The sequence below is a fragment of the Phaeobacter sp. CECT 5382 genome, from assembly GCF_001457775.1.
In the GTDB taxonomy this organism is placed as follows: domain Bacteria; phylum Pseudomonadota; class Alphaproteobacteria; order Rhodobacterales; family Rhodobacteraceae; genus Pseudophaeobacter.
The window spans coordinates 215,158-235,423 of sequence record NZ_CYSG01000003.1 but is presented as its reverse complement, the minus strand read 5'-3'; the positions used below and the strand labels follow the sequence as shown (position 1 = coordinate 235,423).

At 58.8% G+C, this 20,266-nt stretch carries 17 protein-coding genes; 8 read left to right on the top strand and 9 right to left on the bottom strand.

Going from position 1 to position 20,266, the window contains the following annotated elements; all coding sequences use genetic code 11:
- Positions 1–12 precede the first annotated feature (12 nt).
- The 3 genes from PH5382_RS04835 (at position 13) to PH5382_RS04825 (ending at position 3,947) form a co-directional block, all read left to right on the top strand.
- Positions 13–1,059: a helix-turn-helix domain-containing protein gene (locus PH5382_RS04835; protein ID WP_231751794.1), complete on the top strand. Its 1,047-nt coding sequence runs from the start codon at positions 13–15 to the stop codon at positions 1,057–1,059.
- A gap of 142 nt (positions 1,060–1,201) precedes the next feature.
- Positions 1,202–3,517, top strand: a complete 2,316-nt coding sequence (locus PH5382_RS04830; protein ID WP_058333220.1) for a heavy metal translocating P-type ATPase — start codon at positions 1,202–1,204, stop codon at positions 3,515–3,517.
- A gap of 1 nt (position 3,518) precedes the next feature.
- A complete protein-coding gene (locus PH5382_RS04825; protein ID WP_058333219.1) occupies positions 3,519–3,947 on the top strand; it encodes a MerR family transcriptional regulator in 429 nt (142 codons plus the stop codon).
- A 153-nt stretch (positions 3,948–4,100) separates the two neighbouring features.
- Here the strand turns inward: PH5382_RS04825 and PH5382_RS04820 are convergent, their stop codons facing one another.
- Positions 4,101–4,997 carry a PAS domain S-box protein gene (locus PH5382_RS04820; protein ID WP_058333218.1) on the bottom strand — a complete coding sequence of 299 codons (897 nt, stop codon included), beginning with the start codon at positions 4,995–4,997 and terminating at the stop codon, positions 4,101–4,103.
- A 488-nt stretch (positions 4,998–5,485) separates the two neighbouring features.
- Positions 5,486–6,376 carry an oxygen-dependent tRNA uridine(34) hydroxylase TrhO gene (locus tag PH5382_RS04815; RefSeq protein WP_058333217.1) on the bottom strand — a complete coding sequence of 297 codons (891 nt, stop codon included), beginning with the start codon at positions 6,374–6,376 and terminating at the stop codon, positions 5,486–5,488.
- Positions 6,377–6,581: 205 nt separating this feature from the next.
- Between PH5382_RS04815 and pncA the strand changes: the two genes are divergently transcribed.
- The 3 genes from pncA to pncB all read left to right on the top strand — a co-directional run bounded on the left by pncA (position 6,582) and on the right by pncB (position 10,923).
- Positions 6,582–7,175 (top strand): bifunctional nicotinamidase/pyrazinamidase, encoded by a 594-nt coding sequence (gene pncA, locus PH5382_RS04810; RefSeq protein ID WP_058333216.1) that lies wholly within the window; start codon positions 6,582–6,584, stop codon positions 7,173–7,175.
- A gap of 73 nt (positions 7,176–7,248) precedes the next feature.
- Positions 7,249–9,570: a hybrid sensor histidine kinase/response regulator gene (locus PH5382_RS04805; RefSeq protein ID WP_058333215.1), complete on the top strand. Its 2,322-nt coding sequence runs from the start codon at positions 7,249–7,251 to the stop codon at positions 9,568–9,570.
- A 63-nt stretch (positions 9,571–9,633) separates the two neighbouring features.
- Positions 9,634–10,923 carry a nicotinate phosphoribosyltransferase gene (gene pncB / locus PH5382_RS04800; RefSeq protein ID WP_058333337.1) on the top strand — a complete coding sequence of 430 codons (1,290 nt, stop codon included), beginning with the start codon at positions 9,634–9,636 and terminating at the stop codon, positions 10,921–10,923.
- Between the two features lie 171 nt (positions 10,924–11,094).
- Here pncB and PH5382_RS04795 read toward each other — a convergent pair whose 3' ends face one another.
- The 7 genes from PH5382_RS04795 to PH5382_RS04765 form a co-directional block, all read right to left on the bottom strand.
- Positions 11,095–12,552 carry an aldehyde dehydrogenase family protein gene (locus tag PH5382_RS04795; RefSeq protein WP_058333214.1) on the bottom strand — a complete coding sequence of 486 codons (1,458 nt, stop codon included), beginning with the start codon at positions 12,550–12,552 and terminating at the stop codon, positions 11,095–11,097.
- A complete protein-coding gene (locus PH5382_RS04790; protein ID WP_058333213.1) occupies positions 12,549–13,046 on the bottom strand; it encodes a GNAT family N-acetyltransferase in 498 nt (165 codons plus the stop codon). The genes PH5382_RS04795 and PH5382_RS04790 overlap by 4 nt, the downstream gene beginning before the upstream one ends.
- Positions 13,043–14,635: an ABC transporter ATP-binding protein gene (locus PH5382_RS04785; RefSeq protein ID WP_058333212.1), complete on the bottom strand. Its 1,593-nt coding sequence runs from the start codon at positions 14,633–14,635 to the stop codon at positions 13,043–13,045. Before PH5382_RS04785 ends, PH5382_RS04790 begins: the two co-directional genes overlap by 4 nt.
- A complete protein-coding gene (locus PH5382_RS04780; RefSeq protein WP_058333211.1) occupies positions 14,635–15,447 on the bottom strand; it encodes an ABC transporter permease in 813 nt (270 codons plus the stop codon). The genes PH5382_RS04785 and PH5382_RS04780 overlap by 1 nt, the downstream gene beginning before the upstream one ends.
- Positions 15,444–16,391, bottom strand: a complete 948-nt coding sequence (locus PH5382_RS04775; protein WP_058333210.1) for an ABC transporter permease — start codon at positions 16,389–16,391, stop codon at positions 15,444–15,446. Before PH5382_RS04775 ends, PH5382_RS04780 begins: the two co-directional genes overlap by 4 nt.
- A 10-nt stretch (positions 16,392–16,401) precedes the next feature.
- Positions 16,402–16,809, bottom strand: a complete 408-nt coding sequence (locus PH5382_RS04770) for a (R)-mandelonitrile lyase (protein ID WP_058333209.1) — start codon at positions 16,807–16,809, stop codon at positions 16,402–16,404.
- A 70-nt stretch (positions 16,810–16,879) separates the two neighbouring features.
- Positions 16,880–18,358 (bottom strand): ABC transporter substrate-binding protein, encoded by a 1,479-nt coding sequence (locus PH5382_RS04765; RefSeq protein ID WP_058333208.1) that lies wholly within the window; start codon positions 18,356–18,358, stop codon positions 16,880–16,882.
- A 163-nt stretch (positions 18,359–18,521) separates the two neighbouring features.
- On the opposite strand from PH5382_RS04765, the gene panB reads away from it, so the two are divergent.
- Both panB and panC read left to right on the top strand, forming a co-directional pair.
- Entirely contained in the window at positions 18,522–19,364 is an 843-nt protein-coding gene (panB, locus tag PH5382_RS04760) for a 3-methyl-2-oxobutanoate hydroxymethyltransferase (protein ID WP_058333207.1), read from the top strand.
- A gap of 8 nt (positions 19,365–19,372) precedes the next feature.
- Positions 19,373–20,230, top strand: coding sequence for a pantoate--beta-alanine ligase (panC, locus tag PH5382_RS04755; protein ID WP_058333206.1), 858 nt, complete (start codon positions 19,373–19,375; stop codon positions 20,228–20,230).
- Positions 20,231–20,266: the final 36 nt, after the last annotated feature.

Genomic DNA, 20,266 nt, shown 5'->3' with positions numbered 1-20,266 from the left:
GAGGAGGCGGACATGACGTTCCAAAGCCGAGTTCCAACTACCGAGACCAAGAGCTGCCCTGCGGCAGCCGAGACACAAGTCTCCCGGGCGACTGTCCCTTACGTGAATCAGGTGGCGATCCTGCTGCCGGATGGGGCAGCACCCGGGGCGGGCCAGATTCTGGCGGATCTTTTGCTCAGCGCCAATGAGGTCATACCTGACGCACGCTATGCCGTGTCAATTCTGCGTCTGTCTGATTTCAACCACCTGAGCCATGGTCGCCAGCAGCGTAGCATGTGCATCTTTCTTGGCGATATACGGGCACGCTGGCGTGTCAGCTCCAGCGACCGCGCAGCTCTGCAAACACTGCTGCACCGCTGTCGTCAGCCGGTTTTGGTGGGCGGTGCCGTCTTTCTTCTGCGCGAGGCGGGTATGTTCGATGGCCACGCTCTTGCGGTGCATTCAAATTTTGCTGCGGCCGCCAGCGAAGAAGCACTGCAAAGCGCTGCGGTCGGCACGCAGTACCACCTTGCCGATCCGGTCCATTCCGCAGTCAGCCCGCTGGCGACCCTGCGTTTGCTGCTGGATCTCATCGGCCGCGAGCATGGTGAGTTCATGGCAGACGCCCTGGGCGAATATGTCGGACTGGATGCGGGCGACACGCGGTTCCAAAGCAAAGCCACGTTGGATATTTTGCAACGGGCCGGTGGTGATAATTTGATCGAGAAAAGCCTGCACCTGATGCAGCAGCATATCGAAGAGCCGATCTCGATCTGCGAACTGGCCCGACAGCAGGGGGTATCCACCCGCAAACTGCAACGCCGGTTCCGTGACCGTACCGGAGGTGGGCCGCACACCGCCTATCGCATGTTGCGGATCGAACGAGCCCATCAGCTGCTGACGCATACCAGCATGAATGTCTATGAGATCGTCGCGGCGACTGGATTTGGCACCCGGTCGAACCTGTCGCGCTGGTTTCACAAACAGTTAGGTGTCAGCCCGCAGGCAGTGCGCCGCAGCGCCTATTGCGATGCGCAGCAAGTGCCTCCGGCCGAGTTGCAGCGCGCGCTGGCGGGCTAGCCGAAAAGCTGCGGTTGCTGCCCTCAACTGAGCTGGGTCGCAACCGCACCGAGATCGGCCAAAAGTTTTTGAATAAACCTCTTGAACCTCTAGTGGCTGAAGGGTCTATCTAGGACAGGTCTTTAAAAACACGAGGCCACTCATGCCCCACGATAGCTGTTCTTCGTCGATCTCTCAGGACCAGTCCGCTCAGCAGCCGGTGGCTGATGATGGTCATAGCCATGCCGCATCGCAGGGCGGCTGCTGTGGCAGTACTGCCGCTGTGCCTTTGGTCCGTCCTGATCAGCTGAGCTCCGGGCGCAGTTTTCGGGTCAACGGGCTGGACTGTGCCGAAGAGGTCGCAATCCTGAACCGGGCTATAGGCCCTGCGATAGGCGGTGCTGAACACCTTGCTTTTGATGTTCTGAATGGCCGCATGACCCTGCTGGAAACAGCCCAGTATATCTCGGATGCCGAAGTGGTGTCGCGGGTCAAACGCACAGGGATGAATGCCAAACTGTGGGATGCCAAGGGCGCCGAGGCGGATCAGGCGGCGCATCTGGCGCGGCAAAAGCAATTCACCGGGGCCAGTGCCGCCTTTTGGGGGGCTGGCCTGGCCTGGCATATCGGGCATTCCGGCGCGGCAGGGCTGGGCCAGCTGTTTGCCGGACATGGCGATTTGCCGGTGCCATTACCAGAGCTGGGGTTGTTCCTGATTGCGGTGGTGTTCGGTGTCTGGCTGGTGCTGCCCAAGGCCTGGTATGCACTGCGTCACCTTGCGCCGGATATGAACCTTCTGATGGTAGTGGCGGTCTTTGGCGCTCTGGCCCTGGGCGAGTATTTTGAAGCCGCCACCGTTGCCTTCTTCTTTGCGCTTTCGCTCACGCTGGAATCCTGGAGCGTCGGGCGCGCGCGCAACGCCGTGGCGACGCTGCTGAACCTGGCACCTCCCACAGCCCGCCTGATCCGCACGGATGGCAGCGAGATTGATGTGCCCGCCGAAGAGGTGCAGATCGGCCAGCATTTTGTCGTGCGCGGTGGCGACCGCATTCCGCTGGACGGGGTGGTGACAGCCGGGGCCGGGGCGGTCGATCAGGCGCCGATCACGGGCGAAAGTGCGCTGGTCGCCAAAGAGGTCGGCGACGAGGTCTATTCCGGCACCATCAATGGCGATGGCAGTCTGACGGTTGAGGCCACAAAGCTGGCGCAGGACACGGTGCTGGCCAAGATCACCCACATGGTCGGAGAGGCCCACGCCCGTCGCGCACCGGTCGAGCAATGGGTGACCAAATTTGCCCGCATTTACACACCTGTGGTGATGGGTCTCGCGATTGCTTTGGCGGTTTTGCCACCGCTGCTGGCGGGGGCAGACTGGGGGTTCTGGTTCTACAACGCACTCGTGCTCTTGGTCATTGCCTGCCCCTGTGCACTGGTGATTTCAACGCCGGTCTCAATCGTTGCAGCGCTTGCCGCCTCGGCCCGTGCCGGGGTCTTGATCAAGGGGGGCGCCTATATCGAAGCCCCGGGTCGGCTGCAGGCCATCGCGCTGGACAAGACCGGCACCCTGACAGAGGGCCGCCCCGAAGTTGCCGGGCTTTACCCTCTGGGCGACACGGGCCGCAACGATCTGCTGCAGGTGGCGGCGGCGCTGGAGGCGCGTGCGGTGCATCCTCTGGCCTTGGCTATTCTTGAGAAGGCACAGCGTGAACATGTAGCGGGACCAGCCGCGCAGGACACCCGCACCGTGCCAGGGCGCGGCGTCGAAGGCACCTACAGGGGGCAGGAGGTCTGGTTGGGCTCTGCGCGCTATGCTGCGGAAAAAGGGTTTGAGGCAGATCTGCCGCAGGCGCAGATGCGCGAGATCGAAGCGGCAGGGGCGACCTTGGTCGTGGTCGGTACTGCGGCGGGACTGCTGGGGCTGATTGCGCTGCGTGATCGGCTGCGCCCGGAGGCAAGGCAAATGATCCAGACGTTGCATGACCTTGGGGTCCAGAAGGTGGTGATGCTGACCGGGGACAATGCGGCAACCGCCGAAGCCGTCGCCCGCGAGACCGGGATTGATGAGGTCCATGCCGAACTGCTGCCAGCGGACAAGGTTGCCGCGATCGAAGACCTGACCCGCCGCTATGATATGGTCGCGATGATGGGGGATGGGATCAATGACGCCCCGGCCATGGCGCGGGCGCATTTTGCTGTCGCCATGGGCGCTATGGGGTCGGATGCCGCGATTGAAACGGCAGATATTGCACTTATGAGCGATGATATCAGCCGTCTGCCCTGGTTGATCCGCCACGCGCGCCGCACCATGGCGGTGATTCATCAGAACATCGCTTTGTCGCTGCTGACCAAAGCGGTCTTTGTGGTGGCCACCGCATTGGGAATGGCCTCGATGTGGGGGGCGATTGCGGCGGATGTGGGGGTCTCGCTTTTGGTGGTAATGAACGCACTGCGCTTGCTGCAAGCAAAAGAGGTTGGATGAAATGCTGACAATCGGCGCCTTGGCCAAACGCACCGGTACCAAGGTGCAGACCATCCGCTACTACGAGACAATCGGGCTGATGCCGCCGCCGCAGCGAACCGCGGGCGGCCAGCGCCGCTATGATGAAGCGGAGCTGGACCGGCTCGCCTTTGTCCGGCACGGTCGACAACTTGGGTTTTCGCTTGAGGCAATCCGCGAGTTGCTGGATCTGGCGGACAATCCGGCGCAATCCTGCGCCGAGGCTGATTCCATCGCCCAGCGGCAGCTGAAACAGGTGGAAGACCGTATCGCCCGCTTGCAGGTCTTGCAGGTCGAGCTGAAACGGATGATCTGCGATTGCAGCCATCATTCCGTGGCGCAATGCCGAGTTCTGGAAGTGCTGCGCGATCATTCGGAATGCCTGACCGATCATGACAACATCGGCGCCTGATACCCTGAAGAGGATGCCCTGAACAGAGGAGCGGCCTGTTGCGTTGCCGGATCCTGTCAGATCAGGGCAGCCCCAATTTGTGGTACAGCACAATAGGTCATTGCGGTGGGCAAAAAGCCAATATGCGGTGGGCAAAAAAGGCAGTGCAGCGGGCTAGGTCGGCGCAGGTTGTCCCGGTTGTGGCAGCTGATTGGTGGCTTTTTCAAAACTCAGCTGCTGGCCAATCCAGGCGGCAAACATCTTGATCACCTCGAGGTCACCGTCTTCAAACGGGTGGCGTTCGTCTGGAGAGGTGAAATTCAGCGTGCCGAAAAGTTTCCCGTCCACGATGAGCGGCACGCCGATATAGGTCTCCAGCAGGAAAAGATCATAGCAGGGGTGTGCCGCAAACTTGGAATGCCTGGCACTGTGGCAGGCGAGCGGGCCGTTGCCGGACAGCATCTCCGAACAATAGGTTTCGCCCAGCGGAAAGGTCGTGCCGCGTGGAATATCTACCAGATCGGAGTAGCTGTAGAGGATCGTGTAGGTTCCATCATGAACCCAGCTCACCAGACCTGAATCGGTTTGGAAATGCTCGCAGCCGAGCTTCATGATTTCCTGAATCTTCTGGGTGGCATCCTTGTCCTGATCCGATGAGATATGGAACAGGCTGTGCAGCAGATCCTCGAACGCGCGGGTCTTGGAAATGTCCTTGATGATGGCGAAATAGCCCAGAATGAAATCGTCTTTGTCACGGATTGGCCCACCCGTTGTCTGCGACAAAAAAGCTTTGCCATTCTTGCGTCTGTAGCGCATGTCATAGGTGTGGCCGCGCTGACTGGCAGTGAGGCTGAAGCGCCCATTTCGCTGTTCTTCGTAATTCTGGTGATCGGCATAAAGGTTCTTTGTGGTCTGACCTGCCAGCTCTTCAAGGCTATAGCCAAACATGTCCTGCAAGGCGGGGTTTACCCAAGAAATACGCTGGTTTTCATCCGCCACGATCACCGCATCTGGCAGATCGCGAAACAGATCAGGGATGCGAATATCACCTAGGGAAATACTTGGGGTCATTTGCTTTACTTGGGTCAAACTCACGATAGCCTCATTTTTACTCATACCAGATCTTCAGCCGCACAAATTTTCTCCGGTGCGCAAATCCGGATTGGGAACAGCGTCACCAATTGGAAAATATCCAAATGAAATAAGGGGATAACATATTTGCAGGGTCATCTGAAAACGCTCGACTGACTGCACAACTTATCGTGAAAATACTTAAACCTATCTAAATCATGCATCAATTGAGCATGGTTTCGCAACAAAAAAACTTTTCGGTATGAAGTATCTGTTGTGATTGCAATCAGGGGCTGTGAGCGGGTCTCTGCGCAGGTGGGGCGGAAATATTCAAAGCAAAAAACGCACTGGGAAGGCTCTGGGACGTTCAGCCGGGCGTTCAGTTTGGCCGCTCACAGGATACATCCCGCATACATCCCGCGCGGCCTGGTCACGCAGCTGGAAATGAGGTCTGTTGTTTGGGCAGAAGTTTGAGCAGAAAGTGCCTATCAGCCCTCTGCGCGGGCCTGTGCCAGTCGCATTTGCTTCTGCCGCTCGCGAAAACGGGTCTTGTCCGCTTCTGAGGTGACATCGATGCAGTTGTGGCAGGATACACCTAGTTCGAATTCGGGCCGGGATCTGTCTTCGGGCAGGATTGGGTGGCGGCAGCCATGACACAGCTCATGCGGGCCTTCGACCAGCCCGTGGCCAACGGAAACGCGATTGTCAAAAACAAAACACTCCCCCTGCCAACTGCTGTCCTCGACGGGGGTTTCCTCGAGATAGCGTAAAATCCCGCCTTTCAGGTGGTACACATCCTCGACCCCCTGGCTGAGCAGGTAATTGGTGGATTTTTCGCACCGAATGCCGCCGGTGCAGAACATCGCCACGCGTTTGTTGTGAAACCGCTCCTTGTTGGCCTCCCACCAGGCTGGAAAATCGCGAAAGCTCTCGGTTTCGGGATCGATGGCGCCTTCAAAGGTGCCGATTGCCACCTCGTAGTCGTTGCGGGTATCGATGACCGCGACGTCCTCGGCCCGGATGAGATCGTTCCAGTCCTCGGGGTCGACATAGTGGCCGACGCGAGCTTTGGGGTCGACATCCGGCTGCCCCATGGTGACGATTTCCTTTTTCAGACGAACCTTCATCTTGCCAAAAGGAGGATGGTCGCTGCTCGCCTCTTTCCATTCCAGATCGGCACAGCCGGGAAGGGATCGAATATGGGCCAGGACTGTCTCGATGCCCTCGACAGGGCCGGCGATGGTGCCGTTGATGCCTTCATGGGCCAGCAGGAGTGAGCCGGTGACGTGCGCGCTCAGACAGAGGTCCAACAGCGCTGGTTTCAGGGCGGCAGGATCGGCGAAGCGGGTGAAGTGGTACAGTGCGGCAATTCTGAACATGCTCGGCCCTTAGAACTCCCGGGCGCGCATTTCAAGAAAAACAATCAGTCTGACAATATCAAACTCGGTGAGACGCATGCCTGAAACTGGCCCGAAACGGCGCGTGAAACAGATCGAAAGTGGTTAAATTATCGTAAAGGCATTGGTTTCCAAGAATGTTTGCGCAGGTTAGACTGGACGGACAGGCGGCAGTAAGGAGCACAGAATGTCTCAGGCCCTGATTGTGATTGACGTGCAAAACGATTTTTGTTCGGGCGGGGCACTTGCGGTTCCCGATGGCGATGAGGTGGTCGCGCCGATCAATGATTTGATGCGCGATTTCGCAACGGTGATTCTGACCCAGGACTGGCATCCGGCGGGGCATTCTTCTTTTGCCTCGACACATGTTTCCAAGCATCCGTTTGACACAATCGAGATGTCCTATGGCAGTCAGGTGCTTTGGCCGGACCATTGTGTGCAGGGCAGTGCAGGTGCCGAATTCCACCCTGACCTTATTACCCGCGGTGATCTCATTCTGCGCAAGGGCTTTCGTTCGGTGGTGGATAGCTATTCCGCCTTCTTTGAAAATGATAAAAAGACAGCAACCGGGCTGGAGGGCTACCTGCGCAACAGAGGCATAACACGGCTGACATTGGCGGGGTTGGCAACTGATTTCTGCGTTGCATTCTCAGCTCTGGATGCGGCTAGGTTGGGCTTTGATGTAACGGTCGAGCTGCAGGCCTGCCGGGGCATTGACCTTGATGGATCTCTGGACAGGGCACTGGCCGATATGACGGCCGCCGGGGTGGGGTTAAAATAGCGGGTCATTTTAGGATTTTTGAAAGAGGCGGGCTGGTATTCCTGTGGTCTCAGGTGCGGGGACAAGGCGTAAGATGACCGAACAGGGCAGCAAGTCGGGCAAAAGCCCTCTGGCGCAGCATCACGACCAATATAGCCTGGACGGGTTGTTTCTGCGCTACTTGCGCGGCCAGATAAGAATTTTCTGGGCGAGAATGGGCTTTATCACTTTGGTCTGCCTGATGCTTGGCTCCATTGTCGCGCCCCAGGTTGGGATAACTGCGCTTCTGGTGGCGGGGATTGCGGAAATCGTCGATGGTCTGTGCTTGCGGTACGCCTATCAACGCATGCAGGCCGGAGAGTCCGGCCAGCGTTTTCGGCGCCTGACGACCGTCACGGCATTTCTGCAGGGTATTGCGATGTGCATTGGCGCAGCTGGCCCCTTCTGGGGCGCGCTGCTTCTGGGGCCGACGACTGCGCCGGTCTTCATGGATCCCCTTTTCACAGTCGGGCTCTTGGCCGGTGGGGCGATTAATGCGGGCCTGCTGCTCCCCTATCATCGCTGGGCGACCTATGCCCGGCTGATTTGCTATGCTACGGCGCCGATCCTGTTGCTGGTGGTGGGAGCCGTGAATGTGGAGCATATGGACTTCCAGCTGCAATTGGCTGGCCTGTTGGTGCTCTACGGGGCTTTGCTCTGGTACCTCATTTTTGTGGCGCGCAGCTTCGCGCACAGTCGCAGCATTCTTTTGACACAGGCCCTGCAACAACAGGAGCTTGAGGGCGCCTACCAGCGTCTTTTGGATCAACAGGCTGAGGCAAGAAAGCTGGCACTGGTTGCTCGCCACGCCAATGACAGCATTCTTCTGGTCGACAAAAGCGGCAAGGTGCAATGGGTGAACGAGGCTTTCACCCAAATAACCGGCTATCGTTTCAACGAAGTCCTAGGGCATGATCCCGGTACATTCCTGAACCATCCGGACACCGACCTTCAGGCGATCCAGGCGATTAATGACGGGCGTCGCGACGGGCGACCGTTCCGAGTTGAAATCCTGAACAAGCACAAAGATGGTAGCGGTATTTGGCTGGAGACCAATCAGGTCCCGATCCTGGACCAAGACGGTGGCTCGATGTCCTATATTGCCATCGAACGGGATATCACCGCTGCGAAACAGAATGCCCAACACCTAGAGGAAGCCCGCACTGCAGCCGAGGAAGGCGACCGCGCCAAGTCCGATTTTCTGGCCACCATGAGCCATGAAATCCGCACACCCATGAACGGTGTCATCGGTATGGCGCAGCTGCTCGAAGAGACAAGACTGGACGCCGAGCAACAGCTCTATGCCGATACTATTCTCAGCTCCGCGCGCACGCTTCTGGCGCTGATCAATGACATTCTGGATCTGTCGAAACTGGATGCCGGAGAGATAACGCTAAACCCCTGCGATTTTGATCTTCACCGCTGCTTTGAGGAAACCATCCGCTTGCTGCGCGCTCAGGCTGAAATCAAAGGGCTGGAGCTGATCTTTGAACGCGATGCGGATGTGCCACAGTTCCTGCATGGTGATGATCATCGCCTGCGTCAGATTTTGATCAATCTGGTGGGGAATGCCATCAAGTTCACTGAAAAAGGCAGGGTCAAGATCAGCCTTGAGGCAGAGACGGATACGGATGGGTCCGTGCTCCTCACCTGTGCGATTGCTGACACTGGGATCGGCATTGCAACTGAGATGCTCACGGGGATTTTCGAACGCTTCTCTCAAGCAGATGCTGCAATCAGCCGCCGCTTTGGAGGATCTGGGCTGGGTCTGGCGATTTCGCGCCGTCTGGCCGAAGCCATGGGAGGGCGAATCGCTGTCACGTCTCAACTAGGTGCCGGGTCTTGCTTTACCATTGCTTTGCCGTTTGAAACTGCCAGCGGTGCTCAGATCTTACCAGCGGTTGAAGCTGTAGGTGAGCGACCCGCGGTTGAAACTGCAAATGACAGAACAGAAGTCGAAGCCGTATGCAAAAGTGATGACACAGAACTGGACGGAATGCGGGTATTGGTAGCAGAGGACAATCGGGTCAACCGGTTGTTGGTGCAGAAATTCCTGAAGAATGCGCCGATTGAGCTCGAATTCGCCAAGGATGGTGCCGAAGCAGTGGATTTGGCCAAAAGATTTGCGCCGGACATCATCCTCATGGATATCAGTATGCCGGTCATGGATGGTCTGGAAGCAACCCATATCATTCGATCTTCAGCGCACGCCCAACCGGTGATCATAGCCCTTACAGCAAATGCCTTTGACACGGATCGTGAGGCCTGTCTGGCGGTGGGCATGAATGAATTTGTCACCAAGCCCGTCAACCGAAACCAGTTGTTGCAAGTGCTAAGAGACTATAGCCATCCCGCCCGCAGCCAACGAACCGGTTGAATCCCTTGCCCCGGTGCCGTGCCTGTCCTATCAATTCTTGAAGCAACTTGCATGAGGTCGCCGGTGGATATCGCAACCCGCGTCTACAATCACAAATGGAAGATCGACCCGATCATCCGATCCCTGATTGATACCGATTTTTACAAACTGCTGATGTGTCAGTCGGTGTTTCGCAACAAGCCGGACACCAATGTGACCTTCTCTTTGATCAACCGATCTACCAAGATCCCGCTGGCGCGGCTGATCGACGAGGGCGAGCTGCGTGAGCAGTTGGACCATATCCGCTCTTTGTCGCTGTCGCGCGGTGAAAGCACTTGGCTGCGGGGCAATACCTTTTACGGAAAGCGGCAGATGTTTCGCCCCGATTTCATGGAATGGTTCGAAGGCCTGCGCCTGCCGCCCTATCACCTGGAGCGTAAGGGCGATCAGTATGAGCTGACCTTTGAGGGCAAATGGCACGAGGTCATGCTCTGGGAGATCCCGGCGCTGGCGGTCTTGATGGAGCTGCGCTCTCGTGCAGTGCTGAATGACATGGGCCGGTTTGAACTGCAGGTGCTTTATGCCCGAGCAATGACGCGGGTCTGGGAAAAGATCGAACAGCTGCGTGATGTTGATGGCCTAAGCATTGCCGATTTCGGTACCCGGCGGCGGCATGGGTTCCTTTGGCAAGACTGGTGCGTGCAGGCGATGCGCGAAGGTCTGGGGGCAAAATTTACCGGCACCTCGAATTGCCTGATCGCGATGAAGCGCGAGGTCGAGGCGATCGGCACCAATGCACACGAGCTGCCGATGGTCTATTCGGCGCTGGCAGCAGATGATGCGACCTTGGCGCGAGCCCCCTATGATGTACTGTCCGATTGGCATGATGAACACGAGGGCAACCTGCGTATCATCTTGCCTGACACCTATGGTACCAAGGGCTTTCTGGATCACGCGCCCGACTGGCTGGCAGGCTGGACCGGCATCCGTATCGACAGCGGTGATCCGGCAACGGGTGCCGAAATTGCAATCAAATGGTGGCAGGACCGCGGCGAAGATCCGAGCCAGAAACGTGTGATCTTTTCTGACGGACTGGACGTGGAAAAAATCATCGAACTACATCAGCAGTTTTCTGGCCGCACCAAGGTATCCTTTGGCTGGGGTACTTTGCTGACAAATGATTTTCGCGGGCTTGTCCCTGGGGACGGGCTGGCACCATTTTCGCTGGTCTGCAAAGCCATTTCAGCCAATGGCTGTCCGACGGTCAAACTATCCGATAATCCGGAAAAGGCGATGGGACCAGCGACAGAGATTGCACGCTACAAACGTGTCTTTGGCGTCGGCGAGCAGGTCAGGCAAGAGGTTGTTGTCTGACGCTGGTCTTGCCACAAACCAGAAAACAGGGGCTCCCGCGCGTCTCCGTTGCATAGAAATGCCACAGATCCCCTTGGGCCGGGCAGGCCGCGCCAAAGGCGCGGCCTGCCCCCCCGCGACGCGCTTGCGCGGCGCAAAACCTCAGGCGGCGTTACTTTCCAAAGCGCCTCTTTAGCCGTGATGGGCCGCTACGGTTTTTAGCTGTGAAAACCCATAGAGTGCTTCAAAGCCCTTTTCGCGGCCATGGCCGGATTTCCCAACACCCCCAAATGGCAGCTCAACCCCGCCACCGGCACCATAATTGTTGAGAAAGACCTGGCCAGCACGCAACTTCTTGGCCAGTCGCATCTGGCGGGCGCCGTCGCGGGACCAGACACTGGCCACAAGCCCATATTCGGTGGCATTGGCGATCTGCAGCGCCTCTTCTTCAGTATCAAAGGGGATCAGGACCTGGACCGGGCCAAAGATTTCATCCCGAGCCAAAGCATGATCTGCAGGGACATCTGCAAACAGGCTGGGGCGGACATAGGCGCCTGTCGCGGGGGCTTGGTCGACGATGCGCCCTGTGGCCGCCAGTTCCAGATCCGCCCCCTTCTTTAGAAACCCTTCGACGATCTCTTTCTGCCGGTTTGAGATCAGCGGCCCAAGGCGTAGATCCTCGCTGGCGGGGCCGACGGTCAGTTCGGCATAGGCGGCTGACATGCGTTGCTTGACCTCGTCATAGACACCGCGCTGGACCAGAATACGCGAGGAGGCAGAGCAGGTCTGACCGGCATTTTGTATGCCGGCATTGACCAGAAACGGCAGGGCCGCATCCAGATCGGCATCGTCGAACACCAGCTGAGGGGATTTCCCGCCCAACTCCAGCGTGACGGGGATCACATTCTTGCCAGCAGCCTGCTGGACCAGTGCACCGGTGGCGACAGACCCGGTAAACGAGATATGGTGCACCCCAGAATGCGCGGTCAACGCAGCGCCAGCTTCGGCACCAATGCCCGGCACCACGTTTAGCGCCCCGGCCGGCAGCCCTGCCTCCATGGCGATATGGGTAAAGGCCAGTGCTGTGAGGCAGGCCTCTTCGGCGGGTTTCAGCACACAAGCATTGCCCATGGTCAGTGCCGCCCCGACAGACCGGCCGATGATTTGCATCGGGTAGTTCCAGGGCACGATATGACCGGTTACCCCATGCGGTTCGCGCAGTGTATAAACCGTGTAGCCGTCCAGATAGGGAATGGTTTCGCCATGCACCTTGTCAGCGGCCCCGCCATAAAACTCGCAATAGCGCGCCAGCGCTACGGCGTCGGCACGTGCCTGGGTTAGGGGTTTGCCCACATCGATCGCCTCTATGGCAGCGAGTTCATCCACCCGCTCCAACACTAGTTGGCCGATACGGGTCAGGATGCGGCCCCGATCCAGGGCCGTCATCCGACCCCATTCACCATTGAGCGCGGCCTCCGCGGCCTGTACTGCCGCATCAATGTCAGGGGCACCGCCGCGGGCGATTTCACAGAGCGCGCTGCCATCAGACGGGTTCACCAATGGCAGGGTTTCACCGCCAGCTGCGGGTCGCCATTGACCGCCAATCAGGCAGAGGGTCGGGTCGAACCAGATCGGGTTTGCATCAGTCATTTTGTCGTCCTGGCATTTTGTGGTCCTGCAATGTCAAATGTGTAGCTTTTGGTCTGATGTTCGGTGAACGGCGCACCTTCGCGCAGCTCACGCACGCCGGGCAGAATGCTAAGACAGGTGCCCCAGAAGGCCAGTGCGTGCTTTGAATGGGCCGAAATCCCCATGCGCCACCGGCCAGGGAATTCCTGTAGCAACAGCCGAGCGGCCTCTTGCCCCAAGCCCTGTCGACGGTGCTGCGCCGAGATGGAAAACTCCGTCAGCTCGCGGCGATCATCCGGCAGGTTCAGCACCAACGCAAAGCCGATACGGGTCGCGCCATTTCGGATCCAGAAGGCGGTTACGTCTTTGCGGTGCAGCATCTGGCTGGCCCGTTCGGTGACATCTATGCGCGCCGTCGGGGCGACCTCGTTGAAATAGGGGGCCAGAACCGAGGCGAGCATTGTCTGTTCGCGCGGCATGATCAGGGAAAGAGAGACCTTTGATGCCGTGCTCATGCCGCCCCCAGATCGATTTCGGGCAGCACCGGGGCGGCCGCAATCAGGGCTTGGGTATAGGGGTGTTGCGGGGAGGAGAAGATCGCCTCGGTCGCGCCCGCTTCGACGATTTCGCCCTTTTGCATCACCAGGCAGCGATCAGTAATGGTGCGCACCACGCTGAGATCATGACTGATGAACAGATAGCTGAGGGCATAGGCCTCACATAGCTCTGCCAGCAGATCGAGGATCTGGGCGCGCACCGAGACATCCAGCGCCGAGACGGCTTCGTCAAACAGGATCAGTTCCGGGCGGGTGATCAGGGCGCGGGCAATGGCGATGCGCTGGCGCTGGCCGCCGGAAAACTGGTGGATGTATTTCTGTGCGTCTTCGGGCTGCAACCCCACCGCCCGCAAGGTTTCGGTGATCAGATCACTGCGGGCGGAACCCTGTGGCGGATCGCTCAAAATATGGAAGGGTTCGGTGATCAGTTTGTCCACCCGGTGGCGTGGGTTGAAGCTGCCAAAGGGGTCCTGAAACACCACCTGCATCTTGCGGCGGATTTCTGAGTTTTGGGTCGTGGTGATGGGGGTGCCATCCAGCAGAATTTCACCGCCCTGAAGCGGCTCTAGCCCCAAAATGGCCCGAGTTAGGGTCGATTTTCCACAGCCTGACTCACCCACCAGTCCCAGACGCTCGCCACGATAGAGGGTGAAAGAGACATCTTTGACGGCCCGAAACTGCTTTGGTTTTGCAAACAGTGTCTCACGTGGCAAGGGGTAGTCCCGTATCGCGCCCCTGACCTCCAGCAGCGGTTGCGGTGCCGGAGGTTCCGGCAAGGTCACCTGATGGCTCGAGGCGGCAAACAACATCTTTGTGTAGGGATGCTGCATATCGCGCAAAAGTACCTGTGTAGAGCCTGTTTCCACGACCTCGCCATGGCGCATGACCACGATGCGATCGGCGAGATTAGCAACAACCGCCAGGTCATGGGTGATGATCAGCAGCCCCATGTCAAACTCGTGCACCAGATCGCGCAGCAGATCCAAAATCTGCGCCTGGGTGGTGACATCCAGCGCCGTTGTTGGTTCATCCGCGATCAACAGCTTGGGGCGCAGGGCGATGGCCATGGCAATGACCACCCGCTGGCGTTGGCCGCCGGACAGCTCATGCGGGTAGCGCGACAGGGGAAAGCGATCCGCAGACAGGCCAACACGATCCAGCAACGAGCGTGTGCGGGTGCGGGCCTGATCCGCTGGCATGGCCTTGTGGATCAGGATGGTCTCCATCACCTGATCGCCGATTGTCTTGACCGGATTCAGCGCCGTCATGGGTTCTTGAAACACCATGCCGATACTTGCCCCGCGCAGGGTGCACATCTGCGCTTCGTTCTGGGTCAGCAGATCTGTGCTCTCAAGCATGATCTTGCCGCTGGCCATGGCTGTCTCGGGCAGCAACCCCATAACTGAAAAGGCGGTCATCGACTTGCCAGAACCACTTTCACCAGTGACGGCGACGATTTCACCGGGGGCGACTGCGAGCGACACAGCTTTGAGAATGGCATGGCTGCCGATCCGCAGTGACAGGTTTGATATCTGAAGCAGGCTCATCAGCGCGATACCCTCAGCTTTGGGTCCAGCCAGTCGCGCAGGCCGTCTCCCATCAGGTTGAGACCCAGCACCGTCAGAATGATGGCAGAGCCAGGGATCAGCGCCAGATGGGGCGCAAAGCTGACCATGGTCTGGGCATCGGCCAGCATACGGCCCCAGCTGGGCGTGGGAGGCTGTGCGCCAAGCCCCACATAAGACAGGCCTGCCTCGGCCAGAATGCCAAGCGAGAACTGAATGGTGCCCTGCACGATCAGCAGATTGGCGACATTTGGCAGGATATGTTCGGCTGAAATACGGGCAGCGCCTTTGCCGGAGACGCGTGCCGCCAGAATGAACTCGCGCGCCCAGAGCGACAGGGCTGCACCGCGGGTGATACGGGCAAAGACGGGGATGTTGAAAATGCCGATGGCGATGATGGCGTTCACGGCCCCGGCGCCAAAAATGGCGGTGATCAGGATCGCAATCACCAGCGAGGGAAAGGCAAAGACCAGATCGTTGGCGCGCATGATCACCTCATCCAGCCAGCTGCCTTGTTGTGCCGCTGCTGTCAGGCCCAGCGGGATACCGATCCCCATGCCGATGCCCACGGCCACCAGTGCTACGGCAATGGAGGTGCGCGCACCGACCATGATCATGGAAAAGATATCGCGACCAAAGTGATCGGTGCCAAGCCAGTGCAGACCGTTGGGGCGTTGCAGTTTGGCCGGAATATCCATCGCCGTGTGATCAAAAGGGGTCCAGAAGAACGAGACCAGGGCCGCCAGCACCACCAGCGATGACAGCACAGTGCCCAAGAGAAGGTTGCGGCTCATGTGCGGCTCCTCAGGCGGGGATCGACCAGCGCATAGGTCAGATCGACCAGGAAATTCACGCTGATCACGGCAAAGACCAGGATCATCACCACCGATTCCACCACGATCAGATCGCGTGACGAAATTGCCTGAAACACCAGCCGTCCAAGGCCGGGCAGGAAAAACACTTGTTCGATGATGATGGCCCCTGCCAGCAAAAAGGAAAACTGTAGCCCGATGATGGTCAATACCGGAATCATCGCATTGCGCAGCCCGTGCCGCCACAGAGCCTGACGGCGCGTCAGCCCCTTGGCGCGGGCGGTGCGCATGAAATCTTCTCCCAGGATATCCAGCAGGGCGGACCGCATGACGCGGGCCAGAATGGCGGCTTGCGGTAGCGCCAGCGCGATTGCGGGCAGGGTGAGGGAATGAATGGCGGTGCCAAATCCCTTGTCCCAACCGGCAAAGCCGCCCGCGCCGAACCAGCGCAGATTGATGGCAAAGATGAGCACCAGGATCATGGCAAACCAGAAATTCGGCACCGCCACGCCCAGTTGGGTCGCCCCCATGACGGCCATGTCACCGGCCTTTCCCCGTCGCGCAGCGGCATAGATGCCAGCCGGAAAGGCAATCAACGTGGATAGCGCCAGCGCATAAAGCGCTAGCGGCAGCGATACCCACATACGGTCTGCAATCATGCCAGCCACGGGCGTGCGATAAGTATATGACATGCCAAAGTCGCCCGTCACCATGCCGCCAATCCAGGCGAGATAGCGCTGGGCCTTGCTTTGGTCGAGACCCAGCTCGGCGCGCAGGGCGGCCACGGTATCGGGTTCGGCATTGATCCCAAGCATGAAGGACGCGGGATCTCCCGGTGCCACCTCGATGACAAAGAAGATCACCAGCGAGGCAACGGCGAGGCTGAGTAGTAGCGACAGACCGCGTTTGAGGGCATAGCGAAGCATGGGTGTCAGATCAGCTGGCGTCGCGTAGGTAGTCTGCGTCGCTGACATGTTCCAGCCAGTCTGCGGCAGAGCCGTCCACCTCTTCCTGCAGGGCCAGGTGGACCATGCCGCACTCCGGTGCGGCCCCGTGCCAATGCTCTACATCGGCGGGGATCCAGATCGTGTCACCCGGCTGCATGTATCGTGGGGCTTCGTTACGCATCCCGATCAGCCCGGTGCCCTGCAGAATATGCAGGGTTTGTCCCAATGGATGGGTATGCCAGGCCGTGCGCGCGCCGGGCTCAAAACTGACACGCAGCGCGTTCAGCCGGGCAGGGGATTGCGCTGAGATGATAGGATCCATCCAGACCGTGCCCGTGAACCATTGGGCCGGGGCTTGGCGGCTGGGGCGCGATCCTGCCGGATAGAAATCAATCATTGAATTTGTCCTGAAAAGAGGGGTGAGCCGGGCGCAAATATGTTCGCGCCCGGCAGCAATGAGAATTGTTTTATTCAGCCCAGCTGACGGCTGTCAGATCGGTTGCCTGTGTGGGGGCATTGGCCCAAAGCCCCTGCAATCCTGTTTTGGCCACGCTGAGAGAGGCCAGTTGGAACAGGTAGCCATTCACATAGTCCTTTGAGATGGTTTCCTGCGCTTCTTGCAGCATGGCGGTGCGCTGATCGGGGTCGGTAGTGGCGTTGAGTTTGGCCATCAACGCCTGGAAATCTGCGTTGTCATACTGGAAGTAGTATTCCGGTCGGGCATATATGCCGATGTCCATGGGTTCGGTATGGCTGACGATAGTCAGGCCAAAATCCTTGCCGCGGAACACGGTTTCCAACCACTGGGCCCATTCCACATTGATGATCTCGGCCTTGATGCCGACCTGCGCCAGCTGGGCCGCGATGATTTCACCGCCGCGTCGCGCATAAGATGGTGGCGGCAGATGCAGCGTGGTTTCGAACCCATCCGCAAGACCCGCTTCGGCCAGCAGCGCTTTGGCGCGGGCGGGATCAAAAGCGGACCCGGCGGTCAGGTCTTTGTAGGCCGGGTTGTGCGGCGCAAAATGGGTGCCGATCGGGGTGCCGTAGCCGAACATGGCCCCATCGATGATGGCCTGACGGTCGATGGCATGGGCTAGAGCTTCACGCACGCGGACATCATCAAACGGTGCTTGCTTGTTGTTGGTGGACAGGATGGTCTCACCTTCAGTCGATCCAACCAGCACCTGGAACCTTGGGTCAGCGTCGAACTGCGGCAGGTTTTCTGGGGCAGGAAAGCCGGAAAACGCATCGATATCTTCTGCCATCATGGCCGCAAAGGCCGCAGTTGGGTCTGAGATGAACTTGAAGGTCGCGCCATCAAGATGCGCCGGTGTGCCCCAGTAGTTGGCGTTCTTTTCCAGATCGATTCGGTCGCCCTGTACCCAGCCGGAGAACTTGAACGCGCCGGTGCCCACGGGTGTGGTTTTGATATTGTCGATGCTTTCAGGCGCGACGATGACAGCATCGCCCCAGGCCAGATTGAACAACATGTTGCCGTTGGCTTTGCTGAGGGTCACTTTGACGGTGGCAGGGTCAACAACATCGACGCTGGCGATATCGGCAAACAGTGCCTTTTGCGCATTTGTGCTGTCTTCGGCGCGCGCACGATCCAGCGAGAATTTCACATCCTCTGCATCCATCGAACTGCCATCATGAAAGGTGACACCTGTGTTCAGGTGGAATGTATAGACAAGGCCATCGGCTGAGATATCCCAGCTTTTGGCCAGGCCCGCTACCACAGATCCGTCGCCCATGAAGCGGGTCAGACCTTCGAAGACATTGGAATAAAGCACCTGATCAATGGCGCCGGCAGCGGCGCTGGTCGGATCCAGATGAGGGGGTTCCAGCTGCAGTCCGATGGTGACGTTTTCCTTGGCAAAGGCAGCCCCGGCCATCAGGGCCAGCGTCGAACTGGCGGCAAAAATGATTGTTCTGAATGTCATCTCATAACTCCCTGTCTGCGAAAATCCCCTGTTGCCGGGGTCTTAATACCAAGTGTTTCCTCTTTTCCGTGAGGTAATCAAGGGGAGCGGGACATTTCGCGCACTGGAAGCACGCGGCGTTAGTTGCTAGGCGTGCGCAAGCCGTACGAAACCAGGGAAAATCATGAGCGCGAACACTCAGACCCCCGCAATCACCGCAGGGGATATCCTTGCTCTGAAGGGTAAACAGCCAATCGTCAGCCTGACGGCCTATACAACGCCTATGGCGCAGATGATGGACGCGCATTGCGACTTTGTCCTTGTCGGCGACAGTGTCGGCATGGTGCTTCATGGGCTTCCGTCGACGCTGGGCGTGACCATGGAGATGATGATTCTGCACGGACAGGCCGTTGCGCGCGGACTATCCCGTGCAATGCTGGTGATCGACATGCCCTTTGGGTCCTACGAAGAAGGCCCGGAGCAGGCGTTTCGCAATGCGGCCCGCCTGATGCGCGAAACCGGCGCGGCGGCGGTCAAGCTGGAGGGTGGCGTCGAGATGGCTTCGACCATCCGGTTTCTGGTGGCACGCGGCATCCCGGTGATGGGCCATGTTGGTCTCACACCGCAGTCGATCAACACGCTTGGTGGTTACAAGGTACAGGGCCGCGCTGAAGGTGGCGCACAGGTGCTGGACGGCGCACGCGCCGTGGCTGAGGCTGGTGCCTTTGCGGTCGTGCTGGAAAAAGTGCCACAGGTGCTGGCGGATGAGATCACGGCCGCCGTGCCCATCCCGACCATTGGCATCGGGGCCTCGGCCGGCTGTGATGGGCAAGTCTTGGTGGTGGATGACATGCTGGGGCTGTTCACCGCCTTCAAACCAAAGTTTGTAAAACGCTACGGTGATCTTGGCGTGCAGGCCGAAGCGGCGATTGCCGAATATGCCGCAGAAGTGCGCGCGCGGCTCTTCCCTGCGGCGGAACATGTTTTTGCCGATCAGGCGCCTTCCAAGACTTCTCCCAAGGATTGACGCCAGCCATGACTGCTCCGATTATTCGCCGTCTCGCTGATCTGCGGGCCATACATCGTAATTGGATCCGCGCCGGAGAGGTCGTCGGCGTGGTGCCCACGATGGGTGCTTTGCACGCAGGCCATCTGTCATTGGTCGAGGCTGCAAAGGCCGCCTGTGACCGGGTCATTGTGACGATCTTTGTCAATCCAAAGCAATTCAATTCACCCGAGGATTTGGCCAATTATCCGCGTACCGAACATGCGGATGCGGATAAGCTCAGCCCCTATGGTGTCGACGTGATCTATGTGCCCGACCCGGAAGAGGTCTATCCGTCGGGTTTTGCCAGCAGTGTTACGGTCGCAGGCGTGACGGATGTGATGGAAGGGGCCAAGCGGCCCGGGCATTTTGACGGGGTTGCCACGGTGGTGGCAAAATTGTTCCTTCAAACGGGTGCCCATCAGGCGTTTTTTGGCGAAAAAGACTACCAGCAACTGTTGGTGGTGCGCCGGATGGCGCGGGATCTGGATATCCCGATCGAGGTCATTGGCTGTCCGACAGTGCGCGAAGCCTCTGGTCTGGCGATGTCGTCGCGAAACATGCGCCTGTCCGACGCGGCCCTGGTGCAGGCAGGCAAGTTGCATCCTATTTTGATGCGACTTGCCTCGGACCTGGCAGCCGGTGGCAACTTTGACGACCTGGTGGGGCCTGCGAAGGCTGACATTGCCGCAGCAGGGTTTGATGAGATCGAATACCTGTCGCTGTGCGCGGCTGACGATCTGCGCCCATTGAACAATGCGGTGTGTCCGGCGCGGCTCTTTGTGGCCGCCTGGTTGGAAGGCGTGCGCCTGATCGATAATGTGGCCGTTGAACCAGCGGCAAAGTAGCAGCCTAACTAACTTTTTAGTAAGGGCTGGTCGCGC